Source organism: Streptomyces sp. NPDC001920 (genome assembly GCF_053594495.1).
The window spans coordinates 117,906-143,977 of the sequence record NZ_JBSFEP010000006.1; the positions used below are offsets into that span (position 1 = coordinate 117,906).

The 26,072-nt window shown below is 71.9% G+C and carries 16 protein-coding genes, 2 tRNA genes and 1 pseudogene; 7 read left to right on the plus strand and 12 right to left on the minus strand.

What is annotated here, in order from left to right; all coding sequences use genetic code 11:
- Position 1 precedes the first annotated feature (1 nt).
- From ACWCPI_RS12070 to ACWCPI_RS12090, 5 genes are all read right to left on the minus strand, one after another.
- Positions 2-4,795: a putative T7SS-secreted protein gene (locus tag ACWCPI_RS12070; protein ID WP_451038021.1), complete on the minus strand. Its 4,794-nt coding sequence runs from the start codon at positions 4,793-4,795 to the stop codon at positions 2-4.
- The gene (locus ACWCPI_RS12075; RefSeq protein WP_451038022.1) at positions 4,795-5,397 is read right to left on the minus strand and encodes a hypothetical protein; all 603 of its coding nucleotides are present in this window, start codon (positions 5,395-5,397) and stop codon (positions 4,795-4,797) included. The genes ACWCPI_RS12070 and ACWCPI_RS12075 overlap by 1 nt, the downstream gene beginning before the upstream one ends.
- On the minus strand, positions 5,394-5,843 hold the full coding sequence (locus tag ACWCPI_RS12080; protein WP_451038023.1) for an SseB family protein: 450 nt from the start codon (positions 5,841-5,843) through the stop codon (positions 5,394-5,396). The genes ACWCPI_RS12075 and ACWCPI_RS12080 overlap by 4 nt, the downstream gene beginning before the upstream one ends.
- A 318-nt stretch (positions 5,844-6,161) precedes the next feature.
- Entirely contained in the window at positions 6,162-7,040 is an 879-nt protein-coding gene (locus ACWCPI_RS12085) for a DUF2797 domain-containing protein (protein ID WP_451038024.1), read from the minus strand.
- 73 nt (positions 7,041-7,113) lie between these two features.
- On the minus strand, positions 7,114-7,518 hold the full coding sequence (locus tag ACWCPI_RS12090; protein ID WP_451038025.1) for an HGxxPAAW family protein: 405 nt from the start codon (positions 7,516-7,518) through the stop codon (positions 7,114-7,116).
- Between the two features lie 79 nt (positions 7,519-7,597).
- Here ACWCPI_RS12090 and ACWCPI_RS12095 point away from each other — a divergent pair, with 79 nt between their 5' ends.
- Positions 7,598-8,083 carry a MarR family transcriptional regulator gene (locus tag ACWCPI_RS12095; protein WP_451038026.1) on the plus strand — a complete coding sequence of 162 codons (486 nt, stop codon included), beginning with the start codon at positions 7,598-7,600 and terminating at the stop codon, positions 8,081-8,083.
- A 46-nt stretch (positions 8,084-8,129) separates the two neighbouring features.
- Here the strand turns inward: ACWCPI_RS12095 and ACWCPI_RS12100 are convergent, their stop codons facing one another.
- Positions 8,130-8,534: a winged helix-turn-helix transcriptional regulator gene (locus tag ACWCPI_RS12100; RefSeq protein ID WP_451038027.1), complete on the minus strand. Its 405-nt coding sequence runs from the start codon at positions 8,532-8,534 to the stop codon at positions 8,130-8,132.
- Positions 8,535-8,631: 97 nt separating this feature from the next.
- Here ACWCPI_RS12100 and ACWCPI_RS12105 point away from each other — a divergent pair, with 97 nt between their 5' ends.
- The gene (locus ACWCPI_RS12105; protein ID WP_451038217.1) at positions 8,632-9,495 is read left to right on the plus strand and encodes an NAD(P)H-binding protein; all 864 of its coding nucleotides are present in this window, start codon (positions 8,632-8,634) and stop codon (positions 9,493-9,495) included.
- A gap of 173 nt (positions 9,496-9,668) precedes the next feature.
- The gene (locus tag ACWCPI_RS12110; protein WP_451038028.1) at positions 9,669-12,569 is read left to right on the plus strand and encodes a SpoIIE family protein phosphatase; all 2,901 of its coding nucleotides are present in this window, start codon (positions 9,669-9,671) and stop codon (positions 12,567-12,569) included.
- Positions 12,570-12,630: 61 nt separating this feature from the next.
- On the opposite strand, the gene ACWCPI_RS12115 is transcribed toward ACWCPI_RS12110, so the two are convergent.
- From ACWCPI_RS12115 to ACWCPI_RS12135, 5 genes and pseudogenes are all read right to left on the minus strand, one after another.
- Entirely contained in the window at positions 12,631-13,908 is a 1,278-nt protein-coding gene (locus ACWCPI_RS12115; protein ID WP_451038029.1) for a hypothetical protein, read from the minus strand.
- Between the two features lie 139 nt (positions 13,909-14,047).
- Positions 14,048-14,368, minus strand: a pseudogene (locus tag ACWCPI_RS12120) (MOSC domain-containing protein); the annotation flags it as partial.
- Between the two features lie 202 nt (positions 14,369-14,570).
- Positions 14,571-15,998: an FG-GAP repeat protein gene (locus ACWCPI_RS12125; RefSeq protein ID WP_451038030.1), complete on the minus strand. Its 1,428-nt coding sequence runs from the start codon at positions 15,996-15,998 to the stop codon at positions 14,571-14,573.
- A 155-nt stretch (positions 15,999-16,153) separates the two neighbouring features.
- Positions 16,154-16,226: transfer RNA gene (locus tag ACWCPI_RS12130), tRNA-Arg, on the minus strand.
- A gap of 216 nt (positions 16,227-16,442) precedes the next feature.
- Positions 16,443-16,533, minus strand: a tRNA-Ser gene (locus tag ACWCPI_RS12135).
- Positions 16,534-16,742: 209 nt separating this feature from the next.
- On the opposite strand from ACWCPI_RS12135, the gene ACWCPI_RS12140 reads away from it, so the two are divergent.
- Together ACWCPI_RS12140 and ACWCPI_RS12145 are read left to right on the plus strand one after the other, a co-directional pair.
- A complete protein-coding gene (locus ACWCPI_RS12140; protein WP_451038031.1) occupies positions 16,743-17,249 on the plus strand; it encodes an SSI family serine proteinase inhibitor in 507 nt (168 codons plus the stop codon).
- A 299-nt stretch (positions 17,250-17,548) separates the two neighbouring features.
- Entirely contained in the window at positions 17,549-22,249 is a 4,701-nt protein-coding gene (locus tag ACWCPI_RS12145; RefSeq protein ID WP_451038032.1) for a PAS domain-containing protein, read from the plus strand.
- Between the two features lie 45 nt (positions 22,250-22,294).
- Here the strand turns inward: ACWCPI_RS12145 and ACWCPI_RS12150 are convergent, their stop codons facing one another.
- Entirely contained in the window at positions 22,295-22,873 is a 579-nt protein-coding gene (locus ACWCPI_RS12150; RefSeq protein WP_388803155.1) for a TetR family transcriptional regulator, read from the minus strand.
- Positions 22,874-23,026: 153 nt separating this feature from the next.
- Here ACWCPI_RS12150 and ACWCPI_RS12155 point away from each other — a divergent pair, with 153 nt between their 5' ends.
- Both ACWCPI_RS12155 and ACWCPI_RS12160 read left to right on the plus strand, forming a co-directional pair.
- Complete coding sequence (locus tag ACWCPI_RS12155; RefSeq protein WP_451038033.1) at positions 23,027-24,232, plus strand: MFS transporter; 1,206 nt, start codon at positions 23,027-23,029, stop codon at positions 24,230-24,232.
- 290 nt (positions 24,233-24,522) lie between these two features.
- Positions 24,523-25,989 (plus strand): FG-GAP and VCBS repeat-containing protein, encoded by a 1,467-nt coding sequence (locus ACWCPI_RS12160; RefSeq protein WP_451038034.1) that lies wholly within the window; start codon positions 24,523-24,525, stop codon positions 25,987-25,989.
- Positions 25,990-26,072 lie beyond the last annotated feature (83 nt).

Here is a 26,072-nt window from a genome sequence, read left to right on the forward strand (position 1 = left end):
CCTAGCCACTCCCGAAATGATAGCTACCGTCAAGTATCTCTTTATGGTACCTCGGTGTGACCACAACTAGATTGTCGAGATCATACACGCCACCGCCGTGCTGAATGGGATATACGTGATGCAGAACATACCTCCCCTGTCCGTGGTGCTGGGATGCCGGAGCGAAGGGGGCCTTACCGTTCGACATTGCGGTTTGCCCCGAATTATCAAATTGTCTGGCGAGCTCCTCATGCCGAGAAACTTCTTCCCAGAAGGCTTCCCGGAACTTATTAAAGCTCTCGAACTCTCGTCCTTGCAGCTCTCTGGCAACCTGTCCGGGGATCTTTCCCGCATTCCCCTCTGACCCTCTGAGCCATTGCCCACTTACGTCTGGCAATGAACTGCCACCGGTCGCCACGCCAGGAGAATTCCTTAGCTGCTTTGCGCTTTTGGGGCCTTCTATCTCGCACGGAGTGAGACCCAAGGGATCCGCCCACGCATGCGGATTTGCTACATACGTCGCGGGGTTGGGGGCGGGCGCAAGACCGAGTGGGTCGAGGGTGAGGTAGCGCGCGGTTTCAGGGTCGTAGTGGCGGAAGTAGTTGTAGTGGAGGCCCGTTTCAGGGTCGTAGTACTGACCAGGGAAGCGTAGGGGCGTGTAGGCCCTTGCGGTGCGATTCCAGGCTGTGGTGCCCCAGAGGGTGGTGCGGGTGTGCCAGGCGATGACGCCGTGTTCGTCGACCAGTTCGGTGGGGGTGCCGATCAGGTCGGTGACGATGGCGTAGAAGCGGGAGTCGATCTCCTCCTGCGAGGCGTCGGAGGCGAGGGCCGGCGTCGTCTTGCGTTCGGTCTGTGTCAGGGGGTGCAGGCCGTGGTGGTCCCAGGTGAGGGTGACGGCCGGACCGTTGGTACCGGGGGTGTCCGTGGTTTGTTCACACAGGGTCGTGCCGTCCCAGGTGAAGTCGACCTGCTCCAGGAGCGTCTCGCTGTCGGTGGCCAGGCGCTGCTTGGCGATGCGCCGTCCGAGGGGGTCGTACCGGTAACGCCAAGTGGTGCCATCCGGAGTGACCACGGACGTGAGGCGGTCCTCGGCGTCCCAGATATAGCGCCAGGTACCCGGCCTGCGGGACAGGCGGGTCTTCTGGCGCAGGATGATGCGGCCGGCCTCGTCGTGTTCGTAACGGACGTTGCCCGCGCGGGTGATGCGGGTGCCGGTGTAGGTGCGGTCACCTGTCGCCTCCTGGCCCGGCATGGAGGTCGGCCAAGTGGCGTGAGTCTGGTTGCCCGCCGCGTCGTAGGCATAGGACTCCGCCCAGTTTGCGGCGTGTACGGCGGTGACGCGGCCCGCTGCGTCCAGGTCGAAGCGGCGGCTGCCGTTGAGGTGGTCGTCGATGCCGGTGAGGTTGCCGTCGGCGCGGTAGGTGTAGGCGCGGCGCTGCAGGCGCTGGTGGGCAGGACCGGTGAGTTCCTGCTTCGTCAGGCGACCCAGGGGGTCGTAAGCGCTGGTGAGGGTCAGGGTGTCGCCGATGTGGCGGGTCAGTTCGCGGCCTGCCGCGTCGTGGGTGAAGGTGAGGGTGTGGCCTGCGGTGGTCAGTGCGGTGCGGTTGCCCGCCGCGTCGTAGGTCCATGTGCTGGTTGCGCCGGTCGGGGTCGTGCGGCCGGTACGGCGGCCCAGTACGTCGTACGTGTAGGTGAGGGTGCGGCCGTTGACCGTCTCGGATGTCAGGCGGCCTGCCTCGTCCCGCTGCAACGTCAGGACGGCGTCCTGGTTGGTTGCCTGGGCCAGGCCACCGGTCACGTCGTACGTGTAGGTGGTGACGGCTCCGGCCGCGTCCTTGCGCACCACACGACCCAGCACGTCACGCTCGAAGCGAATGGTCTGGCCCAGGGCCGTGACAGTGGCAGCCAGCTGGCCTGCCTCATCGTGCTCGTAGGCCACGGTGCGGTCGTCGAAGTCCGTCTCCGCGACCAGGCGGCCCGCCGGGTCGTATGCGTAACTCCAGGTCAGGCCCTGTGGGTTCGTGACCTGGGTGAGGCGCAGTTCGGTGTCATGGTCGAACGTGTAGCGCACGCCGTCCGGGCCGGTGCGGGCCGCCAGCAGGTCGAAGTGGGTGTACTCGTAGCGGGAGACCGCGCCCATGGCGTCGGTGTGGCTGGTGCAGTTGCCTTCGCCGTCGTACGTCCAGGACTCCGTGCTGCCGTCCGGGGCGGTGCGGCGGGCCGGTTTGCCCTCGACCGTCCACTCCAGGCGGGTGACCGCGCCGAGCGGATCCGTGATCGTCGTCGGGCGGCCGAAGGCGTCGCGGTCGTAGCGGGTGACGGCGCCCAGTGGGTCCGTGATCTCCACAGGCAGGCCCGCGGTGTTGCAGCGGACCGTCGTGGTCGCGCCCGTCGCGTCCGTGATCGACGCCAGATTGCCGAGATCGTCGTACGTGAAGCGGGTTGTGGCCCTGGAGGAGTCGGTTACCGCCGTGCGGTTGCCGAACTCGTCGAACTGCTGGCTGACGTGTGTGCCGTCCGGACTGGATATGGAGACGGGCAAGCCCTGGTCGTCGTAGCCGATGCTGGTGTAGCGGCCGTCGGGGCGGACGACCATGATCGGGCGGCCCGCCTTGTCGTAGGCGTAGCTCGTGGTGCGGCCGAGCGGGTCGGTGATCGTCAGGGGGCGGTCGTAGCGGTCGTACGTCCTGCGGGTCGTCGCCCCGTCGGGGCCGGTCTCGGCCACCACGTGGAGGTCGCCGTCGACCTGGTAGCGCGTGCTGTGGCCAAGGGAGTTGGTCGCGGTGATGGTCCGGTGGCCGGTGTCGGGATCGATGTCGCCGTAGACGAACGTGTTCCGAAGGTGGCCCGCTTCGCCCGACTGGGAGGTGCAGCGGCCCTGGTCGTCGTAGACGTAGCTGTACGACGAGTCGTTGGTGTCGGTCCAGGCGGTGATGCGGCCCAGCTCGTCGTTGGTGAACCGGGTCGGTGTGCCGGAGGAGTTCGTCACCGCCGACAGGTGGCCGTGGTCGTCGTAGCCGAAGCGGACCAGTTCCTGGTCGCCGCCGTCCGGGGCGGCGTGGGCGAGGTACAGGGCGGTGATTCGGTCCTCAGCCCGCTCGATCTTCAGGTGGTAGCCGGCCGAGTGCACGATCGCTGTGGGGGTGCCCTCGTGGTCGTACTGGAAGGTGAGCCACTGCCCCGAGCGGTCGGTGATCTGCTCCAGCAGGGCGATGCCGTCACCGTCGCCGCCCGGCGCCGCGAAGTACCAGGCGCGGCCGGATTCGGGGTCGGTGACGGCGTAGTCGCCATGGGCGTCGATCGTGAGGGGATGGCGGTCGCCGTCCAGGGGCAGCACCGGGGCCCCGGGCGCGGGGTGGGGGTAGGCCAGCAGGGAACCGTCCTCACGGACGAAGATCAGGCCCTCGGCGTCGATCTCCAGGCGCTGGTCCGCCGTAGACGTCCACTTGGGGCCGAACCAGCGGCCTGCTTCGTACGACGACTCGAACTGCCGCGAGAACACCAGCGGCAGCTTGGCGGGCAGGGACACGTCGGTCTGCGGCAGCGACATCCGGCCGGTGGCCAGGTCGATCGGGTCGCCGCCGAACAGCCTGCACCACAGCTTGCGGGAGAAGTTCCGCATCGCCCCGCTCACACCAGTGCGCGCGGCGTTGGTCGCCGCGCCCTTGGCGGCCCCGCGTGCCGCCCCCCGAGCCGCGCCGCCCGCCCCCTTGCCCCCGATCAGATTGGACGCCAGGTACCCCGCGGCGTCCCCCGGGTCGCTGCTCCAGCCGCTGCCGATGATGGCCTTCGGCAGGCGCTCGGGATGGGCGGCCGTGCCCACCAGGCCGGCCAGCAGCATGTTGGAGTTCTTCCACCAGTCGCCGGGGTGGGTGATGTTGTACGGATCCATCGGGTTGACGGTGCGGACCAGCTTCACCATGTCCGCGGCGCCCTTGAGGAGCCCGCCCACCACGTGGGCCTGGTTCAGCTGCGCGCCCACGACGGCGTCCACGGCGTCGGCCTTCAACCGGTCGGTGAACTCCGGCTTCGGTGGGGCTTTCTCCAGAGCGGCGGCGACCCGGCGCTGTGCGTCACGGGCGGCGTCCGTGCGCTGGCGGCGTGCCTCGGCCAGGATCTCCTCGGCCTCCCGTCGGCCGGCCGCCCCCGGGTCGGTGAAGGCACCGGGCTCGGTCGGTCTGCGGCCGGGGTTCTGTCCCGCGGCCAAGGCCGCGTTGTACTGGTCGGCGGCCTGGTTGTACGCCTTCACCTGCGCGTTGTGCGCGTCCACCGCCTGCCGGCTGATCTGCTGCGCGCTGCGGTGGGCGTCGATCGCCAGCTGTGCCTGGCCCTGCGCCCAGCGCACCGTGTCCGCGTACGCCTCCAGCGCCCCGGCCGCGCCCTCGCAGGCGTCTGCGGCCGTCAGCCACTGCTTGGGATGCATGTCGAACTTCTCGCGGAAGGCGTCCGCGGCCTGACCCTGCCAGCCCTCGCCGTCCAGCGAGCGCATCCCCTGGCCGACGTTCTCGAAGGCACGGCTGAAGTCGCGCAGATGCCGGGCCCTGGTCTCCAGCGCCTGCGGGCTGCCGTGGACCAGTTCCTTGGGGTCCTCGCTCTCCCCCAGCGCCCGCTCGGCGACATCACCGCCCAGCCGGTTGTTCACCCCCTCCCCGAAGTCCCGCACGCCCTCGGCCGCCCGGTCCGCGCCGACCGCCGACAGGCCGTCCGCGGCCTTGTCCGTGCCCCAGTTGACGGCCTCGCCGACGCCCTCCGTCACGCCGTCGACGGCACTGTCCAGGCCGTCGCCGACGTCGTTGAACAAGTCCCCCAGGCCCATCAGCGCTCGGCCTCCCCGGACATGGAGGTCTGTGCAGGGCCGTCCCACTGCCAGTCCGTCCTGGGGTCGAAAAGCGCGTCCGGGGTCACCGTGGAGGTCTCCACGTCCTGCGCGGCCTGGTCCCACGCTTCCCGAGCCGCCGCGTCGCCCTCCCGTACGGATTCCGCGCTCCAGTCGGGGTTCATGCCATGGGAGACGGGATTGTCCTTCAACGTGTCCGACCAGGAACGCCCCTCGACCTCCTCCTTGGACAGGTAGGGGTTGCCCGCCGCCGCAGTCCACACCGTCTTCAAGGTGTCGGAGACGTACTGCTCCTGGTCGTGGTACAGCCCCGCGGAGAGGTTCAGCCGCCCGGCGAACTCGTTGGCGTCCTGCATCAACGAGCGAACCCCCCAGCCCCACCGCTCGCAGAAGTCCGCGAAGACCTGGCGCAGGCTCCCGTCCCCCACCTCCAGGCCGGCCAGCTCCAGATCGTCGAAGCCCCGCCCCAGGTTGGCCTCGATGTCGAAGCCCAACTCCTTCAGCTCGTCCATCGCCTGGTTGATGCCCCGGGTGATCCGGGCCAGCGCCTCGGGATCGACCTGGTAGCCACCGCCGCTCACGCGTCCGCCCCCCGTCCGTCCGCCCTTGGCCCGTCCGCCCCTCGTCCGCCCGTGCCCTGCACACCCGTGGGCACCGCCACCGCCTCCGGCACGATTCCCGCCGCTGGCGGCAGGACCATCCCCGCGGTACTGCCGGCGTCGACCGCGATGCCGACCGGCACGTCCACTCGGGGGATCACGCGATCCAACAGCCATGCGCCGTGCACCGGGACACGCTCGTCGATCGTCTCGCCCCGCGCCTCGGCGAAGCGTGACAGCGCCGCGTCGTCCGTGAACGCGAACAGCCAACGGACACCGCCCGACTCGACCGACAACAGCGAGTCGTCCACCACCGGCACCAGCACCTCGCTGCGTCTGAACTCCCCGACCAGCGCGGGCAGGTGGCTCTGCCCGGTAGCCGCCAGATCCGTCAGTCGCGTCCGCAGTTGTGAGGCATCGGTGCTCATGTCATCCCCCGTCGCACAGCTCACCGTTGATCGCACAAGCGAACGATGACGTTACTCGGGTGAGTGCGAGGGGTGCCAGTTATCGCGTTTCGGCCAGCGTTGGCCGAGTTGGGCACGGTGATCGGTGGCTGCGGGGCCGCCGTTGGGGAGAATGACGGCCCGGCGCGGGGCGGGTGCTCCTGGAAACCGTCCTGGGGACAATGGCCGGTTCACGGCCTGGACGGGCACGTACAAGCCGCCGTACGGCCGCGTCCGCGACGGTCAGGGCGACAGCCGCTGCCGACGAGCCGCTCCGCTGCCGAGGCGTCGACGGCCCTGTCAGAAAAGCCCGTCCTGCACCCCTGCGTCCGCTTGCCTGAACTCCCTCACCGGGACCTTCAGTTCCTCGCCCCCACCCGGCGCCACCAGCTCCCACCCCGTCATCAACCTCGTATCGACGACGACCACCCCACCGCCCGTCTCCACATGCAGGTCCGGCCCCGCGGCGGCCGCCAACCGTCCGCTCACCGCGCCGCCCGCGACCAACTCGGTGACCTCCCCCAAGGCGTTCGGCAGGTCAGTGAGCCCGAACGTCTCACTGTGGTCGACCGGGCGGCAGGGCTCGGGCGTGAGGGAGTTCGGCCAGGCGGGCAGGGCCACCGCCCGGCCGTGCAGTTCCTCGATCTCGGCCGCCCGCTCGGCCGCCGAGAGCGGCAGCGCCGCCCGCACCGCGCGCTTGTCGGCGTACGGAATCCGGTCCGGCACGCGCAGGGCCGCCCGCAGCAGTTCCTCGGTGCGCCGTGCGGCCATCAGCGGGCCGGTGCCCAGCCAGGTGAAGCAGACCGCCCCCTGCTCCAGCAGCCGGGCCGAGCCACGCTCAAGGGCGGTGATGCCGACCTTGGTCATGCCGGGGCCGAACCACGCCAGATACACGTGGTACGGGCGTGGGTCGTCGGCGATCGTGTCCGCGGCCACCGAGTGCGCCCGGTCCAGCCGCGCGCACTCCTCGCACCGCGCGCCCGTGCTGCGCCCCGGAACGACCGCTCGCACCGGACACGCATGCCCCCGCGCTCCCACACATGTCCGCACGCCCCCTTCCGCGACCCCGAAGGCCACGCGTTTCCCCCAGGTCAGCGCCGAGCGCCGGCCTCCCTCCCATGCCAGCACGGGGCCGGCCGCCGACCATCGCAGTCCCGAGCATCTCCACGCCTGTGCCATCGCTCTTCGAGACTAGAGGCAGGCACTGACACCGACAGGGGCGTCACCGCGGCTTCCGCGAGCGTCGGCGCCCTCAACGACCGGCCTCGGCGGCGGCGCGCTCCGGCTGACCGTGCCCGGCCGACGGGGCCACCCCGGCCACCACCCCGGCCACCACCTCGGCCGGCACCGTCACGGGGGCACGCCGCCCACGCCCCGCGAGCCGGCACCCCCAGCAGTCCGGATGTCCGGCCCGTGCGGTCAGGTCGCGCGTGCCCATCCGCCACTCACCGCGCGGCCGCACACCCGGAGGCTTGCCCCACCCGGACAGATGCAGGGTCCAGGTGACGAGCACGCTCGCCGCCACGATCGCGAGCCCGCCCCCTATGAGTACGGCCGAGACCGTGCAGACCCCCGCCCCCAGCACGGTGGCTCCGATGCTCGCGATCGCGGTTCCGGTCCACCCCGCGACCGTGTGCCCCTCGTCATACTGGCTCACGATGCTCTCCTCCCGAGAATCCCTCACTTCGTAAGAAGTTTAGGCGCTAAATCTCTCACAAGCTAAGGTAATAAGGAAGATGCAAGCCACGCCGCGCCCCACCGCCACCCCGGCCCAGGCGCTGGAGGCGATGGACTCCCTCATCGCGGCCCACCTGCTCGGCCAGCAGGAGATGGCCCAGCGGCTGGGCCTGAACATCACCGACCTGCTCTGTTTCGCCTGCGTCCTGAAAGCCGGCGAGAACCTGCTGACGGCGGGCGAGCTCGCCGAGCACGCGCACGTCACGACCGGCGCCATGACCGGCATCCTCAACCGCCTGGAGCGGGCCGGTTACGTCACCCGGCGACCGGATCCGGCCGACCGCCGCCGCGTCCGCGTGGCCGCCGTCCCGGCCGCGGTCGCCCGCGCCGAGGAGCTGTACGGCCCGTACTACGCCCGTCTGAACGAGGTGTTCGCCTCGTACTCCGCCGACGAGATCGCCGTACTCACGGACTGGTTCACCCGCACGACCGGTCTCGCCCAAGGCTACATCGACGAACTCCGCGAAAAGGACAGGACGGCCTGACCTCGCCGGGCCCGCCCCGCCAACGGCCCCGGCCGAGCCCGCCCCGTCAACGGCCCCGGCCGCGCCCGTCCTGCCGGGCGTCGTAGGCCACCCGTGCCGCGTCCACCCGGTCCAGGTTCACCGACCACTCGGAGAGCGCCGCGAACAACGGCGCGAGACTGCGCCCCAGTTCGCTGATCTCGTACTCCACACGCGGTGGGACCTCGGCGTGATACGTGCGCACGACCAGCCCGTCCCGCTCCAACTGCCGCAGCCGCTGCGTCAGCACCTTCGGCGTGATCGTGGCGATACGGCGTTCCAGTTCGACGAAGCGCTGCCTGCCGTACTCGTGCAGCGCCCACAGGATCGGTGTGGTCCAGCGGCTGAAGACTATGTCGACGACGGGGGCGATCGGGCAGGCGGTCGCGGGGGCACCCCCACGCGGGCCCTGCTTCACTGTGTCCTCGGTCACTTCCGGCCCCCTACGTCAATACTTTCCTCTAGGTACCTACTACCCCAGCAACAGTAGCGTCACCGTACGAGATCCGAACTCGGAACGGAGACCGATGATGATCGTGGTGACCGGAGCAACGGGCAACGTGGGACGGCCACTTGTACAGGCACTCGTAGAAGCGGGGGAGCGGGTGACCGCCGTGTCCCGCCGCATCTGCGCGCAGGACGTGCCGGCAGAAGCCGGCCACCACCAGGCCGACCTCGGCGAACCCGAGCACCTGAAGCCCGCGCTCGACGGAGCCGACGCGCTGTTCCTGCTGACCTCCGGCGACTTCATGGCGGCGGGCGGCGACCTCGGGCCCGTCATGGACGTCGTACGGGGCGCGGGCGTCCGGCGTGTGGTGCTGCTGTCGTCCCAAGGGGTCGGCACCGGTGACCTCCCTCCCGTCCTGGAGGACGCCGTACGGGCGTCGGGTCTGGACTGGACGATCCTGCGCTCGGGCGGCTTCCACTCCAACGCCCTCCAGTGGGCCGACATGATCCGCGCGCGCGGGGAAGTGGCCGCGCCCTTCGGCGACGTGGCCCTGCCCACCGTCGATCCGGCCGACATCGCGCAGGTCGCTGCCGTCGCCCTGCGCGAGCCCGGTCACGACGGCCGGATCCACGAACTGACAGGCCCTGCGCCCGTCTCACCCCGGCAGCAGGCGGCCGCGATCGAGGCGGTGCTCGGTACGGCGGTGCGGTTCGTGGAGCTGAGTCGCGCGCAGGCCCGGGAGCGGATGCTGGGCGTCATGCCCGAGCCCGTCGTCGAGAGCACTCTCGACATGCTGGGTGCGCCCGCGGCCGCGTTGCGGCGGGTCGGTCCGGACCTGGAGCGCCTCCTCGGGCGGCCGGGACGTACCTTCGCGCAGTGGGCGGCGCGCCATGCCGGCGCCTTCGAGCGGCAGAGGGTGGAGCCTGCCCCACCCTCGTCGCGGTAGACCACCCAGGCGCCCTGAGCGGCGCCGGGCCGCTACCGGCTCCGCACGGCCGTCCGGGGGCAACTCCGGCTCGGCATCCCACCGTTGCCTTCGAGGTCAACGGCCTGACGGAGGGAGGTGAGGATCTTGCGAACCACCGATCAGGTGCCGACCGTGACGGTACAGTCCACGACATGAACGCTCGGCTGACGCTGCTCGGCGCGGTGGCCCCCGGTGTCGCGGAGAGCGAGGTCTTCCGGCTGGCCCTGCAGCACGCGGTGGGCGAGCTGGGCGCTCTCGGCGGCATGATCCACCTTCGTGGACCGCTGTCCGCGCTGCGACTGGTCTCGTCGGTCGGGCTGCCTTCCGCGCTCACCCGCCCCTGGGAGATCATCGAGCAGGAGGTCCCGCTCGCCCCGGCCCGCGCGCTGCACGAGGGCAACGGCCTCTGGGTGCCGCTGGCCTCCACCCGGCCCGACTGCCCCGCCGCCGGACTGCCCGGCACCGGCCTCGCGGTGCTGCCGATGTACAACGGCGCCCGCGGCACCGGCGCCCTGACCATCCTGATGGGTGACGGAGGCGAACCGCCCCGCGGGCAATGGGAGTTCCTCCGTGCCGTCGTCGCCTGGACCGAGGAACGCATGGCCCAGGCGCCGCCACCGGCCCGCCCGGCGCGGCCGGGCCCGCCCGAGCGGCACGGCGAGCGCCTGCGCCGGGCGTTGCGGGAGGTACGCGTCGGCTCCTGGGACTGGGACATCCGCACGGGCGACCTGATCTGGGACGAGCCCGCCCTGGAGCTCTACGGCACCCGGCCGCAGGACCACACCGGCAAGATCGGCGACTGGATGCGGTGCGTCCACCCCGACGACCTCGCGCCGACGCTCGCGGCGGTCGACCGGGCGATCCGCGGCGGCGGCGTCTTCGAGGCCGAGTACCGGGTGCGCAAGCTGGACGGCACCTGGGGCTGGACACAGGCCCGCGGCAGAGCGACGTACGACGACACCGGCGAGCCCTGCCGGATGATCGGCGTCGGCTGGGACAGCAACGAGCCGCGGTCCGCCCGTGACGCGCTCAGCCGGGCCCTGCGCCATATGAGCGACGGCTTCCTCGCGATGGACGACGACTGGCGGATCACCTTCGCCAACCTGGAGGCCGAACGCACCCTGGGCTACTCCGAGAAGGAGCTGATCGGCCGCCTGCTGTGGGACCTGCCCGCCGCCGAGCAGGTACCCGGCCTGGAGATCCGGTGCCGGCAGGCCGCCGCCGCGGAGAAGTCGGTCAGCTTCGACGTACGGCTGCCCAACGGCCGCCTGTGCCACCTCCGGCTCGTCCCCGGCCCCGACGGCCGCACGATCTACTTCACGGACGTCACCGAGAAGCGGCGCCTGGAGGAGGACCGCCGCTCCGCCGAACGGGCCGCGTCCGAACGGGCCACCCGGATAGCGGAGTTGACGACCGCCCTGGCCAAGGCGACGACCTCGAAGGACGTGGTGGACGCGGTGGCCCGCCGGGTGCTGCCGCCGTTCGAGGCGACCGGCCTGGTGGTGCAGGCCCTGGAGGGCGACCGCCTCCACACCGTCGGATCCGTCGGCCACTCGGACGACGTCCTGGCCCTGATCGACGGCCGCGAGCAGACGGCGTACCACCCCATGTGGGACGCGATACTGGTCGGCGAGCCGTTGTTCCTGTCCTCCCGCGAGGAGTTCGCCGCGCGCTGCCCCGCGGTGTCCGACCTGCCCGCCTACGACGGACAACAGGCCTGGGCGTTCCTCCCGCTGACCGCCTCGGGGCACACCTTCGGCGTCTGCGCGGTCACCTTCGACCACCCCCGCCGCCTCACCGACGAGGAGCGCACCCTGCTGACCGCGACCAGCGCCCTGGTCGCGCAGGCCCTGGAACGCGCCCGCCTCTTCGACGCCGAACACACCCGCTCCCGCGAGCTCCAGCGCAGCCTGCTCCCGCGGGACCTGCCCGACCTCCCCGCCTGCACGACCGCCGCCCGCTATCTGCCGGCTGGGCCGGGCATGGACGTGGGCGGTGACTGGTACGACATCATCCCGCTCTCGGGCGGTCAGGTGGCCCTGGTCGTCGGCGACGTCATGGGCCACGGGCTGCCGGAGGCCGCGACGATGGGCCGGCTGCGCACCGCGGTCCACACCCTGGCCGACCTCGAACTCCCTCCCGACGAAATCATGAGCCGTCTCAACGACATCGTCGGCGCCATGGGCGAGGAGTCGTACGTGACGTGCCTGTACGCGCTGTACGACTCCACGACCCGCGTCTGCTCCATGGCGCGCGCGGGCCACCCGCCCCCCGCCCTGCTCCACCCCGACGGCACCGTGGTCTTCCCGTCCCTGTCGGCCGACCCGCCCCTGGGCGCGGCGGAGCCCCCCTTCGAGACCACGGAGGTCCCCGTCCCCGAAGGCAGTGTGCTGGTGCTGTACACCGACGGCCTCGTGGAGTCGTCGAAGCGTGAGATGGACGAGGGCATGGCACAGCTCGCCGACGTCCTGCGCGCCTCCCACGCGGACGGCACGGCGAAGGACCTGGAGCGGCTGTGCGAGCGGGTCACCTCCGCGCTCCTCCCCGCCGACCACCAGGCGGCCGACGACGCGGCCTTCCTGCTGGCCCGCCTGCACGCGCTGCCCACCGCCCGTATGGCGTCCTGGTCCCTGCCCGAGGACCCCAGGGCGGCGGGCCGGGCGCGCGAACTGATCCGTGAGCAGCTCGCGGCCTGGGGCCTGCAGGACCTGACCCCCACGACCGAACTGCTGGCGAGCGAGCTGATCGGCAACGTCGTCCGCCACGCCAGGGGCCCGCTTCGGCTACGGCTGCTGCACGGCGCCGACCTGATCTGCGAGGTGTTCGACGGCAGCCTGACGATGCCGCGCATCCGCCGGGCGACGGAGACGGACGAGGGCGGCCGGGGGCTTCAGCTGGTGTCCGCACTGTCACAGCGGTGGGGGACGCGGTACACGCCGACCGGCAAGTGCATCTGGACCGAACAGGCCCTGCAGGCACCGGAGTCGGCGCGGGCGGACCGGACGCCCTCGGCCGGCCTGCTGGAGCTGATGTTCCTGGACCAGGGTTCGTAGGTACGGCGACGCGGAGGCCCTGGACGGCTGGCGCACCCGCTCCAGGGCCTCGGCACGACGGTCAGGAACCGTCGGCGCGGACGGCGTAGACGTACCGCCTGCCGGTGTACTCACTGACGTTCCAGATGACGGACTCGGCGAAGGCCCAGCCGGAGGCACCGCTGCTGTGGTAGCTGAGGTCCTCGCAACCCACGGCCAGGTCGCACACGACGCTCGCGGTCGAGCCGCCGGTGTTGAAGGTGCGCAGGGTGCCCTTGGCGCTGGGCCCGTTGCTGACCGCGAGGTAGTGCTTGTCCTTGCGGGAGACGACACCCTGGATCTTCTCCTGGGCGACGGTCATGGCCTGCTTGGCGTTGAGCGAGGCCAGGCGCCGGTCGGTGTAGTCGAGTTCCCAGCGGACCACCTTGGGCGTCGTGGTGAGCTCCACGGTTCCGTTGAAGTCGCCGTCGCCGTAGTCGACGGTGCCGGACTTGGAGTACTCGCTGATCACCAGGCTGTCGGGGGTGCTGGCGCGGTCGAGCCCGATGGTCGTGTAGCGCAGGTACTTCCCGGCGTTGTCGTAGGCGTGGCTCTGCGGCAGGACGTACTGGTAGCCGTAGCCGTAGTAGGCCCCGTCGGTGTGCAGACCGCACACGTCCTTCTCCGCGGTGGCGACCTTGAAGAGGGTGTTCAGGTCGAACACCCGCAGCCCCTTGAACGTGTCGACGACGTACAGCAGGTTGCCGTACCACATGATGCCGCCGGCGTGCTTGCGGACGGGGTTGAAGGAGTAGGCGCCGGTGCTGGTCCGGGCGGGCTCGACGAGCAGCACATGCCGGTAGGTGGGCGCGCTGGGGTTGTTGTAGTCGACGAAGGTGAGCCGCATGCCCTTGTCGAGCGTGTACTCGTCCGGGGGGAGATTGTCGGGGTTGGTCTCGAAGTACCAGGAGACGAGGATGACCTTGTTGCTGCCGCCCTCCGGGTAGAGCCCGTTGCCGTAGGCGTCGGCGCTGGTGGTGACGCCCTGCGGGATCCAGTAGTCGACGCTCTGGTCGTCGGCGTCGAAGGCGAACCCGGCCTGGAAAGCCTCGGCCGTGCTGGGGGCGCTGGTGAGCCTGGGGGCGTTGCGGTTGGTGTCGGCGACGACGGCGGTCGCGTCCACCTTGGGGAGCCTGGTCGCCAAGCCGGCGTTGAGGGCGGCGAATTCACCGTGGCTGTTGGAGGAGCGGCTGGTGAGGGAGAAGTGGCCCGGGTCGAGCGTCGCCGCATGGGCGGGAGTTGCGGCGAGCAGACCGCCCGTGGCTGCGGCGAAGGGGGCGGTGGCTATGCCCTTGATGATGGTTCTTCGTGACATGGTCATGCGCGAAAGCTAGAGCCATTCGAACACAAGCCACAAATACGTTTGTTCGCATGCAGGTTGGGGGGCGACCGGCCCGACGTCCGGTCGCCCCGCTCACGGAAGGCGGCCCGAGCGGGCCCCGCACTCGATCCGGACGGGCCTACGCGCCCGAACGCCTGCGAGCGATGTCCCTGATCTCCTCCGGGAGCGCCTCCGCGGCCAACAGCGCGGGAAGCAGCTCCGATTCGAGGGTCATGGCACGGAAGGTGAGCGCGACGGTCACGTCGTGATCGGGCCGATGCACGATCCGGACGGGGTCGGCGGCACGGATGTCACCGGGTTCGATCACCCGCAGATACGTGCCCGGCAGGGCGGCCCGGGTGAACCGCTTGATCCACCCGTCCTGCTCCAGCCACCCCTGGAACGTGCCGCACGGGATCGGCGGGCACGACACCTCCAGCACCACGTCGTCCCCGATGCGTCAACGCTCCTCGTGGCGACACGTTTTTTCACGCCACCCCGGTACGACGAGCCTCGCCTCCCGTCACGCCGGTATGGCAGCCGCTCGACCGCGGAGGACGAGAACGACAAGCCCTGTGGATCACCTCCCCAGGGCTTGCGGCGTCGGTGCGCCGGCCGCGGAGCGCAGGGGTCCTCCCGTCGCGCTCCTGCCGGTGCCCGGCTCAGTCGAGCATCGACTCCCCGAACCGCGATCCGTTCGCGAGGCCGTAGTCGCCGGAGGTGAAGACCTTGGAACCGGAACCGGTGAGGCCCGAAGAGGTGCCCGGCAGGGACCACAGGGCTCCGCTGCGGGCGTTCTCGAAGGACGCGGTGACGGCAAGGTCCGCCTTGCCGTTGCGGTTGTAGTCGACGAGCCGGACCCTGGCGCCGAAGAGGTCGTCGGTCTCGGGGCCGCCCGGCACCGCGGTGGTGTCCTGGGAGACGCGCACGACCCCGGACATCGACACTCCGGAGGCGGAGCCGCGGAACACCGTCACGTCGCCGGCGTTCTTGACGCTGCCGAGGTCCTCGCCGTTGGCGCCGACCACCAGCTCGGCCCGCCCGTCACCGGTGATGTCGCCGAACGCCAGGGAGCAGCCGAAGCCGTCGGAGTCCTCGTTCGCGCCGGGCACGCCCGTGCTGTTCTGGTGGATGACCACCGGAGCACCCACACCCGCCTCGCTGCCGTACCGCACGGTGACGTAGCCGGCACCGCCGCTCGGGTCGGCGGCGGAGTACAGCTCCGGCCAGGTGAGGGACGCCGCCATGTCGTCGTAGCCGTCCCCGTTGACGTCGCCGAGGGCGACGGCCGTGCCGCCGCCGGTCACCCGCGCTCCCGGCTGCGGCCTGCCCGTCGCGCCGTAGAAGACGTCGACGGCCGGCCGGTCGTTGCCGTAGTCGCTTCCGGTGACGGCCAGGTCGTCCTTGCCGTCACCGTCGATGTCACCCACGGCCGCCTCGCTGTTGCCGAGCTGTCCGCCGGGCCCGGTCAGGCCGGTGTACGTCGGTGCGGGCCGGCTCCCTCGGGCGAGACCCCCGGCGTACACGGCGACGGAATCCGAGTCGATCACGGCGAGGTCCGCGCCGCTGTCCCCGGTGAAGTCCCCCACGGCGACGTCCCAGCCGTGGCCCTGCCACTGGTGCGGGTCGGCCACCACGGTCGTGGTGCTGCTGGTGAACGGCCGGGTGCCGCCCCAGAGGATGGTCACGCTGCCCTGGCCGTCGTTGCTGCCCACGTCTTCGCCGTCGGCGCCCACGACGAGGTCCGCGTATCCGTCCGCGTCCAGGTCCCCGCTGGCGATCGATATCCCGAAGTGGTCGCCTTCCTCAGGCGTCCCCGGCACCCCGGACGAACTCTGGGTGAGCCCGACCTTCTTGGTGGTCAGACCGGTGGCGGAGCCGAAAGCCACGACCACGCCGCCCGCGGCCGAGGCACCGTCGACGCTCTTGTAGGGCGCGCCGATCGCCAGGTCGCGGTGGCCGTCACCGTTGAAGTCGTCGGCGTACTTGGCGGCGGCGACTGCCGGTGCCGCGGTGACAGCCGTCAGCAGGCCACCGGCCAGCGCGACGGCGGTCGCGGTGGCGACGACGGTGCGGAGCTGCAAAGACATGGCGGTGTTTCTCCCCGGAACGCGTTTCGGACGGTTCGTAGACAACGCGAATGACCGAAGGGTTGTACGAGACGGGCGTGACACCTCCCTCGATGTCCGCCGCACGTCCCAGAAACGCAAGAGGCCCCGGATCTCTCCGGGGCCTCTCACCTGTGTGCACTCGGCAGGATTCGAACCTGCAACCTTCTGATCCGTAGTCAGATGCTCTATCCGTTAAGCTACGAGTGCTTGTTCTGTTTTTTCGCCGCTCCCGGCCCTTTCGGCCCGCTCGCGGCGACAGGAAGAACATTACATGACCGGCGCCGCCATGTGAAATCCGTTTGGCACACCCCTTGCGACCTGCGGAAATGCCCCTGAAGGGCTGGATGTGGCGGGAGCGGCAGGAAGGGGCCGGAGGGAACGACGAAGCCCCGGTCCAGGGAACCGGGGCTTCGTGACTCAGCGCGGAGGCGGAGGGATTTGAACCCTCGATGGGCTTTAAGGCCCAAACCGCATTAGCAGTGCGGCGCCATAGACCGGACTAGGCGACGCCTCCAGCACAGCCGCTCGCGCGAGCGCGATCGGTGCGTGCAGATGATGACACAGTCGAGCGGGGTGTCACCAATCGACGTCCACGGTACTAGGCAGGCGGGCCGCAGGGCAAAGCCCTTCCCGGCGTGCTGCGAGGTCTTCGGGACGGAAGGAACGGGTTCGAGGCGGGGCCGCGGGCCGCAACGTCCGCGGGTGTGCGGCGTTGGTCAGGTCATGTTGCAGGTCAGTCGTTCCGCCACGGACGGGCGTCTTCGGCGGGTGCTCCTCGTCGCCGTCTCCCTCGTCGCCGCCGCTTCCGCCTCCGTCACGCCCGCCTCGGCGTACGCCCCCACCGCGCCGCTTCCTCTCACGCCCCCGTCCCTCCGCGACCCCCATCGCTCCGGCGACCACCTCACCATCACCGTCCGCGACGCCGGTGACGGCTTCGACGGGACGTACGAGCTGCACTGCCACCCCGGTGGCGGCACCCACCCGGACCCCTCCGGCGCCTGTGCCGCGCTCGACCGCGGCACCCGGTGGGGCAAGGACGCCTTCGCCCCCGTACCGAAGGACAGTCTGTGCACCATGCAGTACGGGGGGCCGGCCACCGCCCATGTCACCGGGACCTGGGCAGGGCGACCGGTGGACGCCCGGTACGACCGCGGTGACGGGTGTCAGATCGGCCGGTGGGACCGGCTCGTGCCGGTGCTGCCCGATCTGCGGCGGGAGGGGCGGCCGTAGCCCCGGCGCGGGAAGCAGGGGCTCCGGTACGCCCTCGTACAGGTTTCCAAAGGGGAAGCACCGGCTCCGTAAATGTCCCGCGAAGGTCTCGCGAAAGCGGAAGGCAGCTGGCGGGACGCCGGAAGCACGTCTGTACAGGCGGTCATACGTTCTGGGTCACTTCGTCGTGCGACCTCCCTCTCATCCGGCGTCGCGAGCGCAACCCCAGCCCTTAGACTCCCTCGCGTGACACGCTGCGGGCCGGTTGGCAAGATGGCCCGAGCGGTCGGCAAGGTGCGGTAACAGGGAGGAAGCGTCTCGTGAGCAGCAGGCCATCCCGAGGCGCTGCTCGCCTCGCAGCCATACTCGACGCGCTGCCCGACGCGTTGGTGCTGGTCAACGCCAATGGGACCGTCGTCAACGCCAACACCATCGCCCTGGAGACCTTCGAGGCGCCCGGGACCGCTCTGGTCGGGCGCGGGCTGCTCGATCTGCTGCCGCACTTCGACTCCAAGCTCATCCCGGGGTCCATGCGGCGCCCCGACCACATGGACCCGCAGGGACGGACCAAGCCGACCCGGATGATGGCCCGGCGCACGGACGGCGGCGAGTTCCCGGTCGAGGTCACGTCCGCGAATCTGGAGAACGGCCAGCAGGCCTACGACGGCTACGGCTACACCGGTGACGAGTTGCTCATGCTCGTCGTACGGGACCTCTCCGGGACCGTGGACACCGAGGCCGAGCTGGCCCGTTCGCAGCGGCAGACCGAGATGATCCTGCGGGCGGCCTCCGAGGGCGTCGTGGGCACCGACACCGACGGACGGATCGTCCTGGTCAATCCGGCCGCCGCTCAAATACTGGGCTATCGGGCCAGTGACCTGGGCGGACGCGAGCTGCACACGCTCGTGCTCCACTCGCGGGCCGACGGCTCGCCCTTCCCGTACGAGGAGTCCGCGCTCGCCGACACCCTGCGCTCCGGGCGCAAGCACCGGGTCCGCGGGCAGGTGCTGTGGTCCAAGGGCGGCGACAAGGTGTCCGTCGACCTGACGACCGCGCCCGTGCGCGACGGCGATCAGCTCGTCGGCGCCGTCATGACCTTCACCGACCGGCGGCCCTACGACGCTCTCGCCGAGGAGAAGGACACCGCGCGGAAGCGTCACGAGGAGGAGCTGGAGCGCCTCACCGAGGAGCACGCCTCCGAGCTGACCGCCCTGCGGCAGAAGCACGTGACCGAGATCGAGGAGCTCCAGGAGCGGCACCAGGAGGAGCTCGCCGCCGGTGAGGAGCGGTACGCCGCGCTCGGGGAGCGGGAGAAGGACCGGTACGAGGCGCTGGCGGGGCGGCACGAGCAGCTGCTGACCCTGCTCGGGAGCTCGCTGCGCGGTCCCCTCGACGAGCTGCGCCGGGAGCTGGCCGCGCTCGCCGCGGACGACGCCGGGCAGTTGTGGCCCGAGGCCAACCAGGTGCTGCACCACCTGTCGGCCGGCTACTCGCGGATCACGACGCTGATCGACAACGTCCTGCAGTACCAGCGGCTCGACTCCGGTGGCGAAGCGGTCTCCCGTACGAAGGTGATGCTCGACGCCGTCGTCGCCGCGGGCGTCGAGGGGGCCGTCGAGCTGATCGGGCCGGGGCGGGTGCAGTTCGCCGTGCACGCGCCGCCCATCGAGGCCGAGGTCGACCCGCAGCGCCTCGCGACCGCGCTCGCGCATCTGGTCGCGGATGTCGCCGGTGTCGACGCGACCGGCAACTCGCCCGTGTCGGCGGGCGGTTACCTGGACAACACCGTCGTCGTCGCGGCGGCGCAGCGCGGCGAGGTCGTACGCATCGAGGTGCGCGGGCCGTACGCCGGCGGAGACCCGGTGCACGAGCCGATCGTGCGCGGGATCGTGCGGGCCCACGGCGGGGTGCTCCAGACGCACGAGGTGCCCGGGATGAGCGGCAGCGCGTACGTCCTGGAGGTGCCGATCGGCGGTGGGGCCGGAGCCGTTGCCGCCGCCCCCGACGAGGCCGCCGCGGCTGTGACCGGTGACCCGGCCGATGACGGGGCCGCCGGCGCCGTGGCCGTCGTGGCTGCCGAGCAGGGTGCCGGGGGCGGGCGGCGACGCGCCCGGCGGTCCTCCGTCGACGCGTTCCTCGACGGCGACACGCCCGGCGCCGAAGGCGAGGAGGGCGGCACGGTGACCGCCGACGCCGAGGGCACCGCGCCCACCGGTCGGCGGCGCAGGCGCGCGGCCGTGTCGGAGCTCCCGCAGGGTGCGGGTGACGGCGGGGAGGCCTCCGGCGGGACCGGAAGGCGACGCGGACGGCCGGCCGAGGACGCGGCGGACGGTGTCGCCGAAGGCGCCGTCGTCACCGCCGCCGAGCATGCCGCGGGGGCCGCGGCCGTCGGCAACGGGCTGGGCGGGACCGTACCGCCGCAGGGAGTACCCGCGCCCACCGGGCGACGCGCCCGGCGTGACGGCGGGGAGCAGCACGCGTTGCCGCCCGCACTTCCCGCGGCCGGTGACGGCGTCCAGTCGGCTCCCGGGGCCGGTACGGCCGAGGGCGCTCAGCAGAACGGCGGTCCGCAGCCGACCGGGCGGCGTCGACGTGCCCTGGCCGCGGCGTCCGAGCGTGGTGCCGCGCAGGCTGAGGACGCGGGAGCCCGCAAGGTCTTCGCGCTGCCGCCCGCCGACGCGGACCGTGCCGCCGCGGGTGGAGCGGAGGGACCGGGCGGCGCCGGGGCGGCTGCGGCTGCGGCACCGGGCTCGGTGACGACTCCGGCGGTGCCTGTCGATCCGGCTGCCGCGGCCGCGGCCGTACCGATCGTTCCGGGGCAGGCTCCGGGGCCGGTTCCCGGGCAGAATCCGGTTCCGGTTCCGGTTCCGGTTCCTGTTCCGGTCGGTGCTCCGGTCGCGGGGCAGGAGCCGGCTCCTGTGCCGCCTCAGGCGGAGGTTCCTGGGCAAGTCGAGGTTGCGGGGCAGGCCCAGGTTGCAGGGCAGACCCAGATTCCGGGACAGACCCAGGTTCCGGGACAGGCCCAGGTTCCAGGACAGATTCAGATTCCGGGGCAGACCCAGGTTCCGGGACAGGCCCAGATTCCGGGACAGGCCCAGATTCCGGGACAGGCCCAGATTCCGGGACAGGCCCAGATTCCGGGACAGGCCCAGATTCCAGGGCAGGCCCAGATTCCGGGGCAAGGTGCGCCCGGTGGCGTGGTCGTCGACGAGGGGCGGCACGATGCCGTGCCCCACGACCAGGCCGCGGACCACACCCCGCCGCAGCCGCATCCGACGAGTGCGCCGACCGGACGTAGGCGGCGCGCCGTGGCCCAGCCGCCGGAAGCCGCCGGGACGCCCGCGCAAGGAGTGCAGGGAGTACAGGGAGTACAGGGCCAGGTGGCTCCCGAGCAGCCGGTGCCGGTGCCTCAGCCGGTCCCCGGTCAGCCCGCCTCGGTGCAGCCGGTTCCCGACGCGCCCCTTCCCGCCGGGGCGACCCCCGGGCAGGGTGTCCCCACGCAGGGCACCCCACCGCAGGGTGTCCCGGCACAGGGCACCCCGGCTCAGGGCGTCCCCGCGCCGCAGCCGTGGCCCGCTGCCGACGACACTTCCGGAGCCGGGGCCGCCGTGACGGTGAACGGCGCCGCCGCCCCCGTGCCGCCGCAGCCGAACGCCCCCCAGCAGGCCACGCCCCCTCCCGCGGCGCAGCCCGCATCCGGCACCCCTGCTCCGGGCACCCCGCTGCCCCCCGAGACGCCGGCGCAGGCGCCCGCCGCCCCGCAGCGTGCGGCTCAGCCCCTTCCCGCCGAGGCCGCGGCTCCTGCCGCGCCGGCCGCTCCTGCCGCCGCTGTCGACCCGAACTCGACGCAGGGTCGGGCGATCAGTGTGCGGACGTTGGGGCAGGGGGTGCCGTTCACGCGGCAGGCGGCTCAGGTGCAGCAGGCCGCCCAGCCGTCGGCCACGCCGCCCCCGCACCAGACGAGCGGCGGTGGCCGGCGCCGCAAGCTGGGTACGCCGCCGGACCCCGCCGCGCGGGCGGGTGCCTCGACGGAGCAGGCGGCGCGGCCGCATCCGCCGGCCGAGCAGCCGGTGCCCGCACAGCCCGTTCCGGCGGCGCCGCAGCCGTCGCTCGGCGGACAGCCCCAGGCCTCGTCGGCCGGTCAGTCGCGGCTGTCACCGATGACCGAGGGCGCCGGACGGTCGTACGCCATAGGCGCCCCCGACGAGAACGCCGCCGAGGGCCCCGAACCGCTGGACGGTCCGGGCGGGGCCGTCGAGGTCGCCGACACCCCGCGTCCGCAGCCGATGGACGACGAGCTGCCGCCGGAGCCGCTGGACAACCCGCGGCGGCTGCTGGTGTGGCCGGCGCCGGACGTGACGACCCAGCAGGCGCTCAGCGACCGCGGCTACCGGCCGGTCATCGTGCACTCGCGGGAGGAGGTCGACGCCCAGATCGCGGCGTTCCCGGCCGCGCTGTTCGTGGACCCGTTGACGGGGCCGATCACGCGGACCGCGTTGCAGTCGCTGCGGCAGGCGGCCGTCGCGGCCGAGGTGCCGGTGATGGTGACGGCCGGGCTCGGACAGGCGTCGCGGGAGGCGGCGTACGGCGCCGACCCCGCCGTACTGCTGAAGGCGCTGGCGCCCCGGGACAGCGAGCAGCACCCGCCGCGCGTGCTGCTCATCGAGGAGCACGCGGAGATCGCGTTGGCGCTGACCGCGACGCTGGAGCGGCGCGGGATGCAGGTGGCGCGGGCCGCGAGCGACGCCGACGCGGTGGTGCTGGCGGGTGACTTCCGGCCGAACCTGGTCGTGATGGACCTGATGCAGGTGCACCGGCGCCGGGCCGGAATCGTGGACTGGCTGCGCGCGAACGGGCAGCTCAACCGCACCCCGCTCGTCGTCTACACGGCCGCCGTCGACCAGGCCGACCTGCCGCGGCTGGCCTCCGGCGAGACGGTGCTGTTCCTGGCGGAGCGGTCCACCAGCGGCGAGGTGCAGTCGAGGATCGTCGACCTGCTGTCGCGGATCGGGACCAACTGACGGAGGCGGGCGCGCGGTCGGCCCGCCTCGCGCGCTCGCCCCTTCTCAGCGCGCGACGAGCCTGCGTGCCGCCTCCTTGACGGAGGCGCGCAGGCGTTCGCGGTCGTCGTCCTCACCGCCCACCAGGATGCGGCTCATCTGCGGTACGACGGTGGCCCAGTTGGCCATCGCGACCAGCAGGAACAGCAGGTCCTGGGCCGGGATCGCGTCGGTGACCACACCCCGGTCCTGGCCGTCCCGGACGGCGGCGACCTTGTGGGCGTAGTGGGCCTGCCGCTCGGTCTCGTCGGGGAGTTCGGCGGTGCCGTACTGGATGCCCTCCCAGTAGAGGAGGCGCAGCAGCTCGGGGTGGGCGGCGTGGTAGTCCATCAGCCGGTCGAGCCAGCCCTCGATGTCGTCCGTGTCGACGGGGACGGCCGCCGCGAGGTCGACCATGCACCGGCCGAGGACCTTGGAGAACAGCTCCGCCTTGTTGCCGTAATAGGCGTAGATCAGCTGCTTGTTGGCCTTCGCCTCGGCCGCGATGCGGTCGACGCGGGCACCCGCGATGCCGTACCGGGCGAACTCGGCCACGGCCGCGTCGAAGATCCGGGCCTTGGTGGCCTCGGGGTCCCTTACTCCCATGGGTCAAGGGTAGCCGGGCAGGTAACCAACTGTTTGGTTGACGGGAAGGGGTGAAGAGCGCACACTGGTCGGGCATTCTCCAACCAACTAGTTAGTTACTAGAGCGGACTCAAAGGGGTCACTCCTCTCATGTCGTCGTCGATGCCGTCAGCGATGCCGTCAGCACACACAAACCCGCAGGCCGGGCCGGCACGTCGGCCCACGGATCCGTCCGGCGGCGTATCCCGCCTCTTCCTCCCCCTGATCGCGCTGTGCTCCGCGGTCACGGCCGCCAACATCTATCTCGCGGCCCCCCTGCTCGCCGACATCGCCGCGGACTTCGGCACCGAGCCCTCGGCCGTCGCCTGGATCGCCTCGGTCGCGCAGTTCGGTTACGCCGCCGGCCTGCTCTTCTTCGCCCCGCTCGGCGACCGGGTGAGCCGGCGCCCGCTGGTCGCCGGCCTGTCGCTGGCCACGACGGCGGCCCTGGCCGTGGCTGCCGCGGCGTCCGGTACCACCGCGCTCGCGGCCGCGGTCCTCGTCGCCTCCGCCGCCACCGTCGTCCCGCAGCTCCTCGTCCCGCTGGTCGCCGAACGCGCCCCCGCCGACCGCCGCGCCCGCCATGTCGCGGCCGTCATCGCCGGGCTCTTCACCGGCATCGTCGCGGCCCGTGTCCTCGGCGGTCTGGCCGGACAGGCCTTCGGCTGGCGATGGGTGTTCGCCGGGGCGGCCGCCCTCACCGCCGTGCTCGGTCTGCTGACCTCGACGGTCCTGCCCGCCGAACGCCCTCGCCGCACCGGCGGCCTCTTCTCGGGCCTCACCTCGATGCCGGGCCTGGTGCGCCGCTCACCCGACCTGTGGCGCGCCTGCGTACGGCAGGCCGGCATGTACGGCGCCTGGAGCGCCCTGTGGACGACCCTGACCCTGCTGCTGACGGGTGAGCCGTACGGCCTGTCGACCGCCACCGCCGGGCTCTTCGGCCTGTTCGGCCTGGCGGCGAGCCTCGTCGCCCCGCTCGCGGGCGGCCTGGTCGACCGCTTCGGCGCCGCACGTGTCGTACGGTCCGCGTATCTGCTCGCCGCCGTCTCCGTACCGCTGTTCTGGCTGGGCGGGCAGGTGATGGGCGCCCTGTTCGTTGCCGCCGTCGCCGTCCACGCCGCGCTCGTCGCCTCCCACGTCGCCAACCAGACCCTCGCCCTGACGACCACGACCTCCCCCGCGACCGCCAACAGCGCGTACGTCGTCGCCGGTTTCGCGGGCGGCGCCACCGCCTCGGCCCTGGCGGGGGTGGCTTTCAGCCACTGGGCGTGGGGTGGGGTGTGCGCGGTGGCGGGCGTCTGGCTGGTCTTCGGCTGGGTGACCACGGCCGTGCGGCGGTGATGCGGGCGGGGGTGGCGGGGGCACGGGAGAGGTGCGGGCGGGCAGGGCAGAGGTGCGGGCGGGCACGGCGGTGGTGCCGACGGGCACGGCAGAGGTGCGTGTACGGCGATGGTGTCGGCGGGCAGAGGTGCGTGTACGGCGATGGTGTCGGCGGGCACGGCGGATGTGCCGGTGTCGTGGAAAGTCCCGTCACCCGTACAACCGTCGCCCCCTGCCACAGGTCTCTTTCAGGCCACACCGCCCCACCCACGCCCTCACGGGCCAAGCGCAGGGAACGCCGTATGTCCCGTATGCCCAGACGCATCCGACTCGCCCTCGCCACCACCGTCGGCCTGGCGCTGACCGGTGGCCTGATCGCCGCCACCACCGGACCGGCCGGTGCCGCCACGGCCTCCGCGGCCTCGGCCACCACTGCCGGAGGCGGGCCGGGCGGTGACTTCAACGGGGACGGCTACCGTGACATCGCCATCGGCGTCCCCGACGGGACCGACGGCTATACGAACGCAGGCTGGGTCGCCGTCGTCTACGGCACGTCCGCCGGGATCGACCCCGCCAAGCGCAAGATCCTCACGCAGTCCGGGAGCGTCAACCCGGGATCGCCCGAGGGCAACGACCAGTTCGGGGCGGCGTTCTCCGTGGCCGACTTCGACGGCGACGGCTACAGCGACCTCGCGGTCGGCGCCCCCGGTGAGACGTACAGCCCGAACGCGAACCAGGGCTCGGTCACCCTGTACTGGGGCGGTCCGGGCGGGCTCGGCTCCTCCGCGGCCATGGTCAAGGACCCGGTGGCCAAGGACGGCAACGAGTTCGGCAGCGCCCTCACCGCGGGCGACTTCGACGGCGACGGGCACACCGACCTGGCCGCCTACAACGGTCTGCTGTCCACCGTCTCGGTCCTCAAGGGCCCCTTCAGCCGCTCGGGCGCCTGGACCTCCGCCGCGACCGTGACCCTGCCGACGTCCTCGGCGTACGCCACCGGCTTCCTGTCCACCGGGAACGTCTCCGGCGACGCCGCGGACGACCTCGTCGTGCAGTACCGGGCGCTGCGCGGCGGCACCCAGAGCGCCTGGTACTTCGAGGGGTCGGCATCCGGAGCCGGACTGGTGCGCAAGGCGATGCTGCCGCACACGCACACCTCCGCGATCGGGGACATCGACGGCGACGGCTACGACGACATCGTGGTGGCCGACGCCTACGAGTCGTTGGCGCTCGGAGGCGCCCTCTGCGTCCTCTACGGCGGCACGGACGGACCCACCGCGCCCGTTCCGCTCACCCAGAACTCGCCCGGCGTGCCGGGTGCTTCGGAGAGCGGGGACCGGTTCGGGGCGTCCCTGTCCGTCGCCGACGTGACCGGCGACGGCTACGCGGACGTCGCCGTCGGCGTCCCCGCCGAGGACCTCGGCAGCCTCACCGACGCGGGGTCGATCGTCCTGCTGCGCGGCTCGGCGACCGGCGTCGCCGGCAGCGGCCACCAGACCGTCAGCCAGAACACCTCCGGCGTCCCCGGCACCGCCGAGAGCAAGGACCGCTTCGGCTCCTACGTCCTGCTGTCGGACATCGACGGCAACGGCAGGGCCGACCTCACCGCGGCCGCGATCGGCGAGGTGCCCCCGAGCCCGAGCACGGGTGCCGGCGCGGTGTGGCGGCTGCGCGGCACGTCGGCCGGCTTCGGCAGCACCGGGGCGCTGAGCTTCGGCAGCTCGGCGGTCGGACGGGCGGGGTCCGACGCCCCCTTCGCCCAGGCGCTGGGCGGCTGAGGGCGACGCGGGGCGAGTGAGGCAGCAGAACGCCGGGCCAGGGTGGCTTCCCCTGGCCCGGCGTACGACGTTCTCCTGACCGC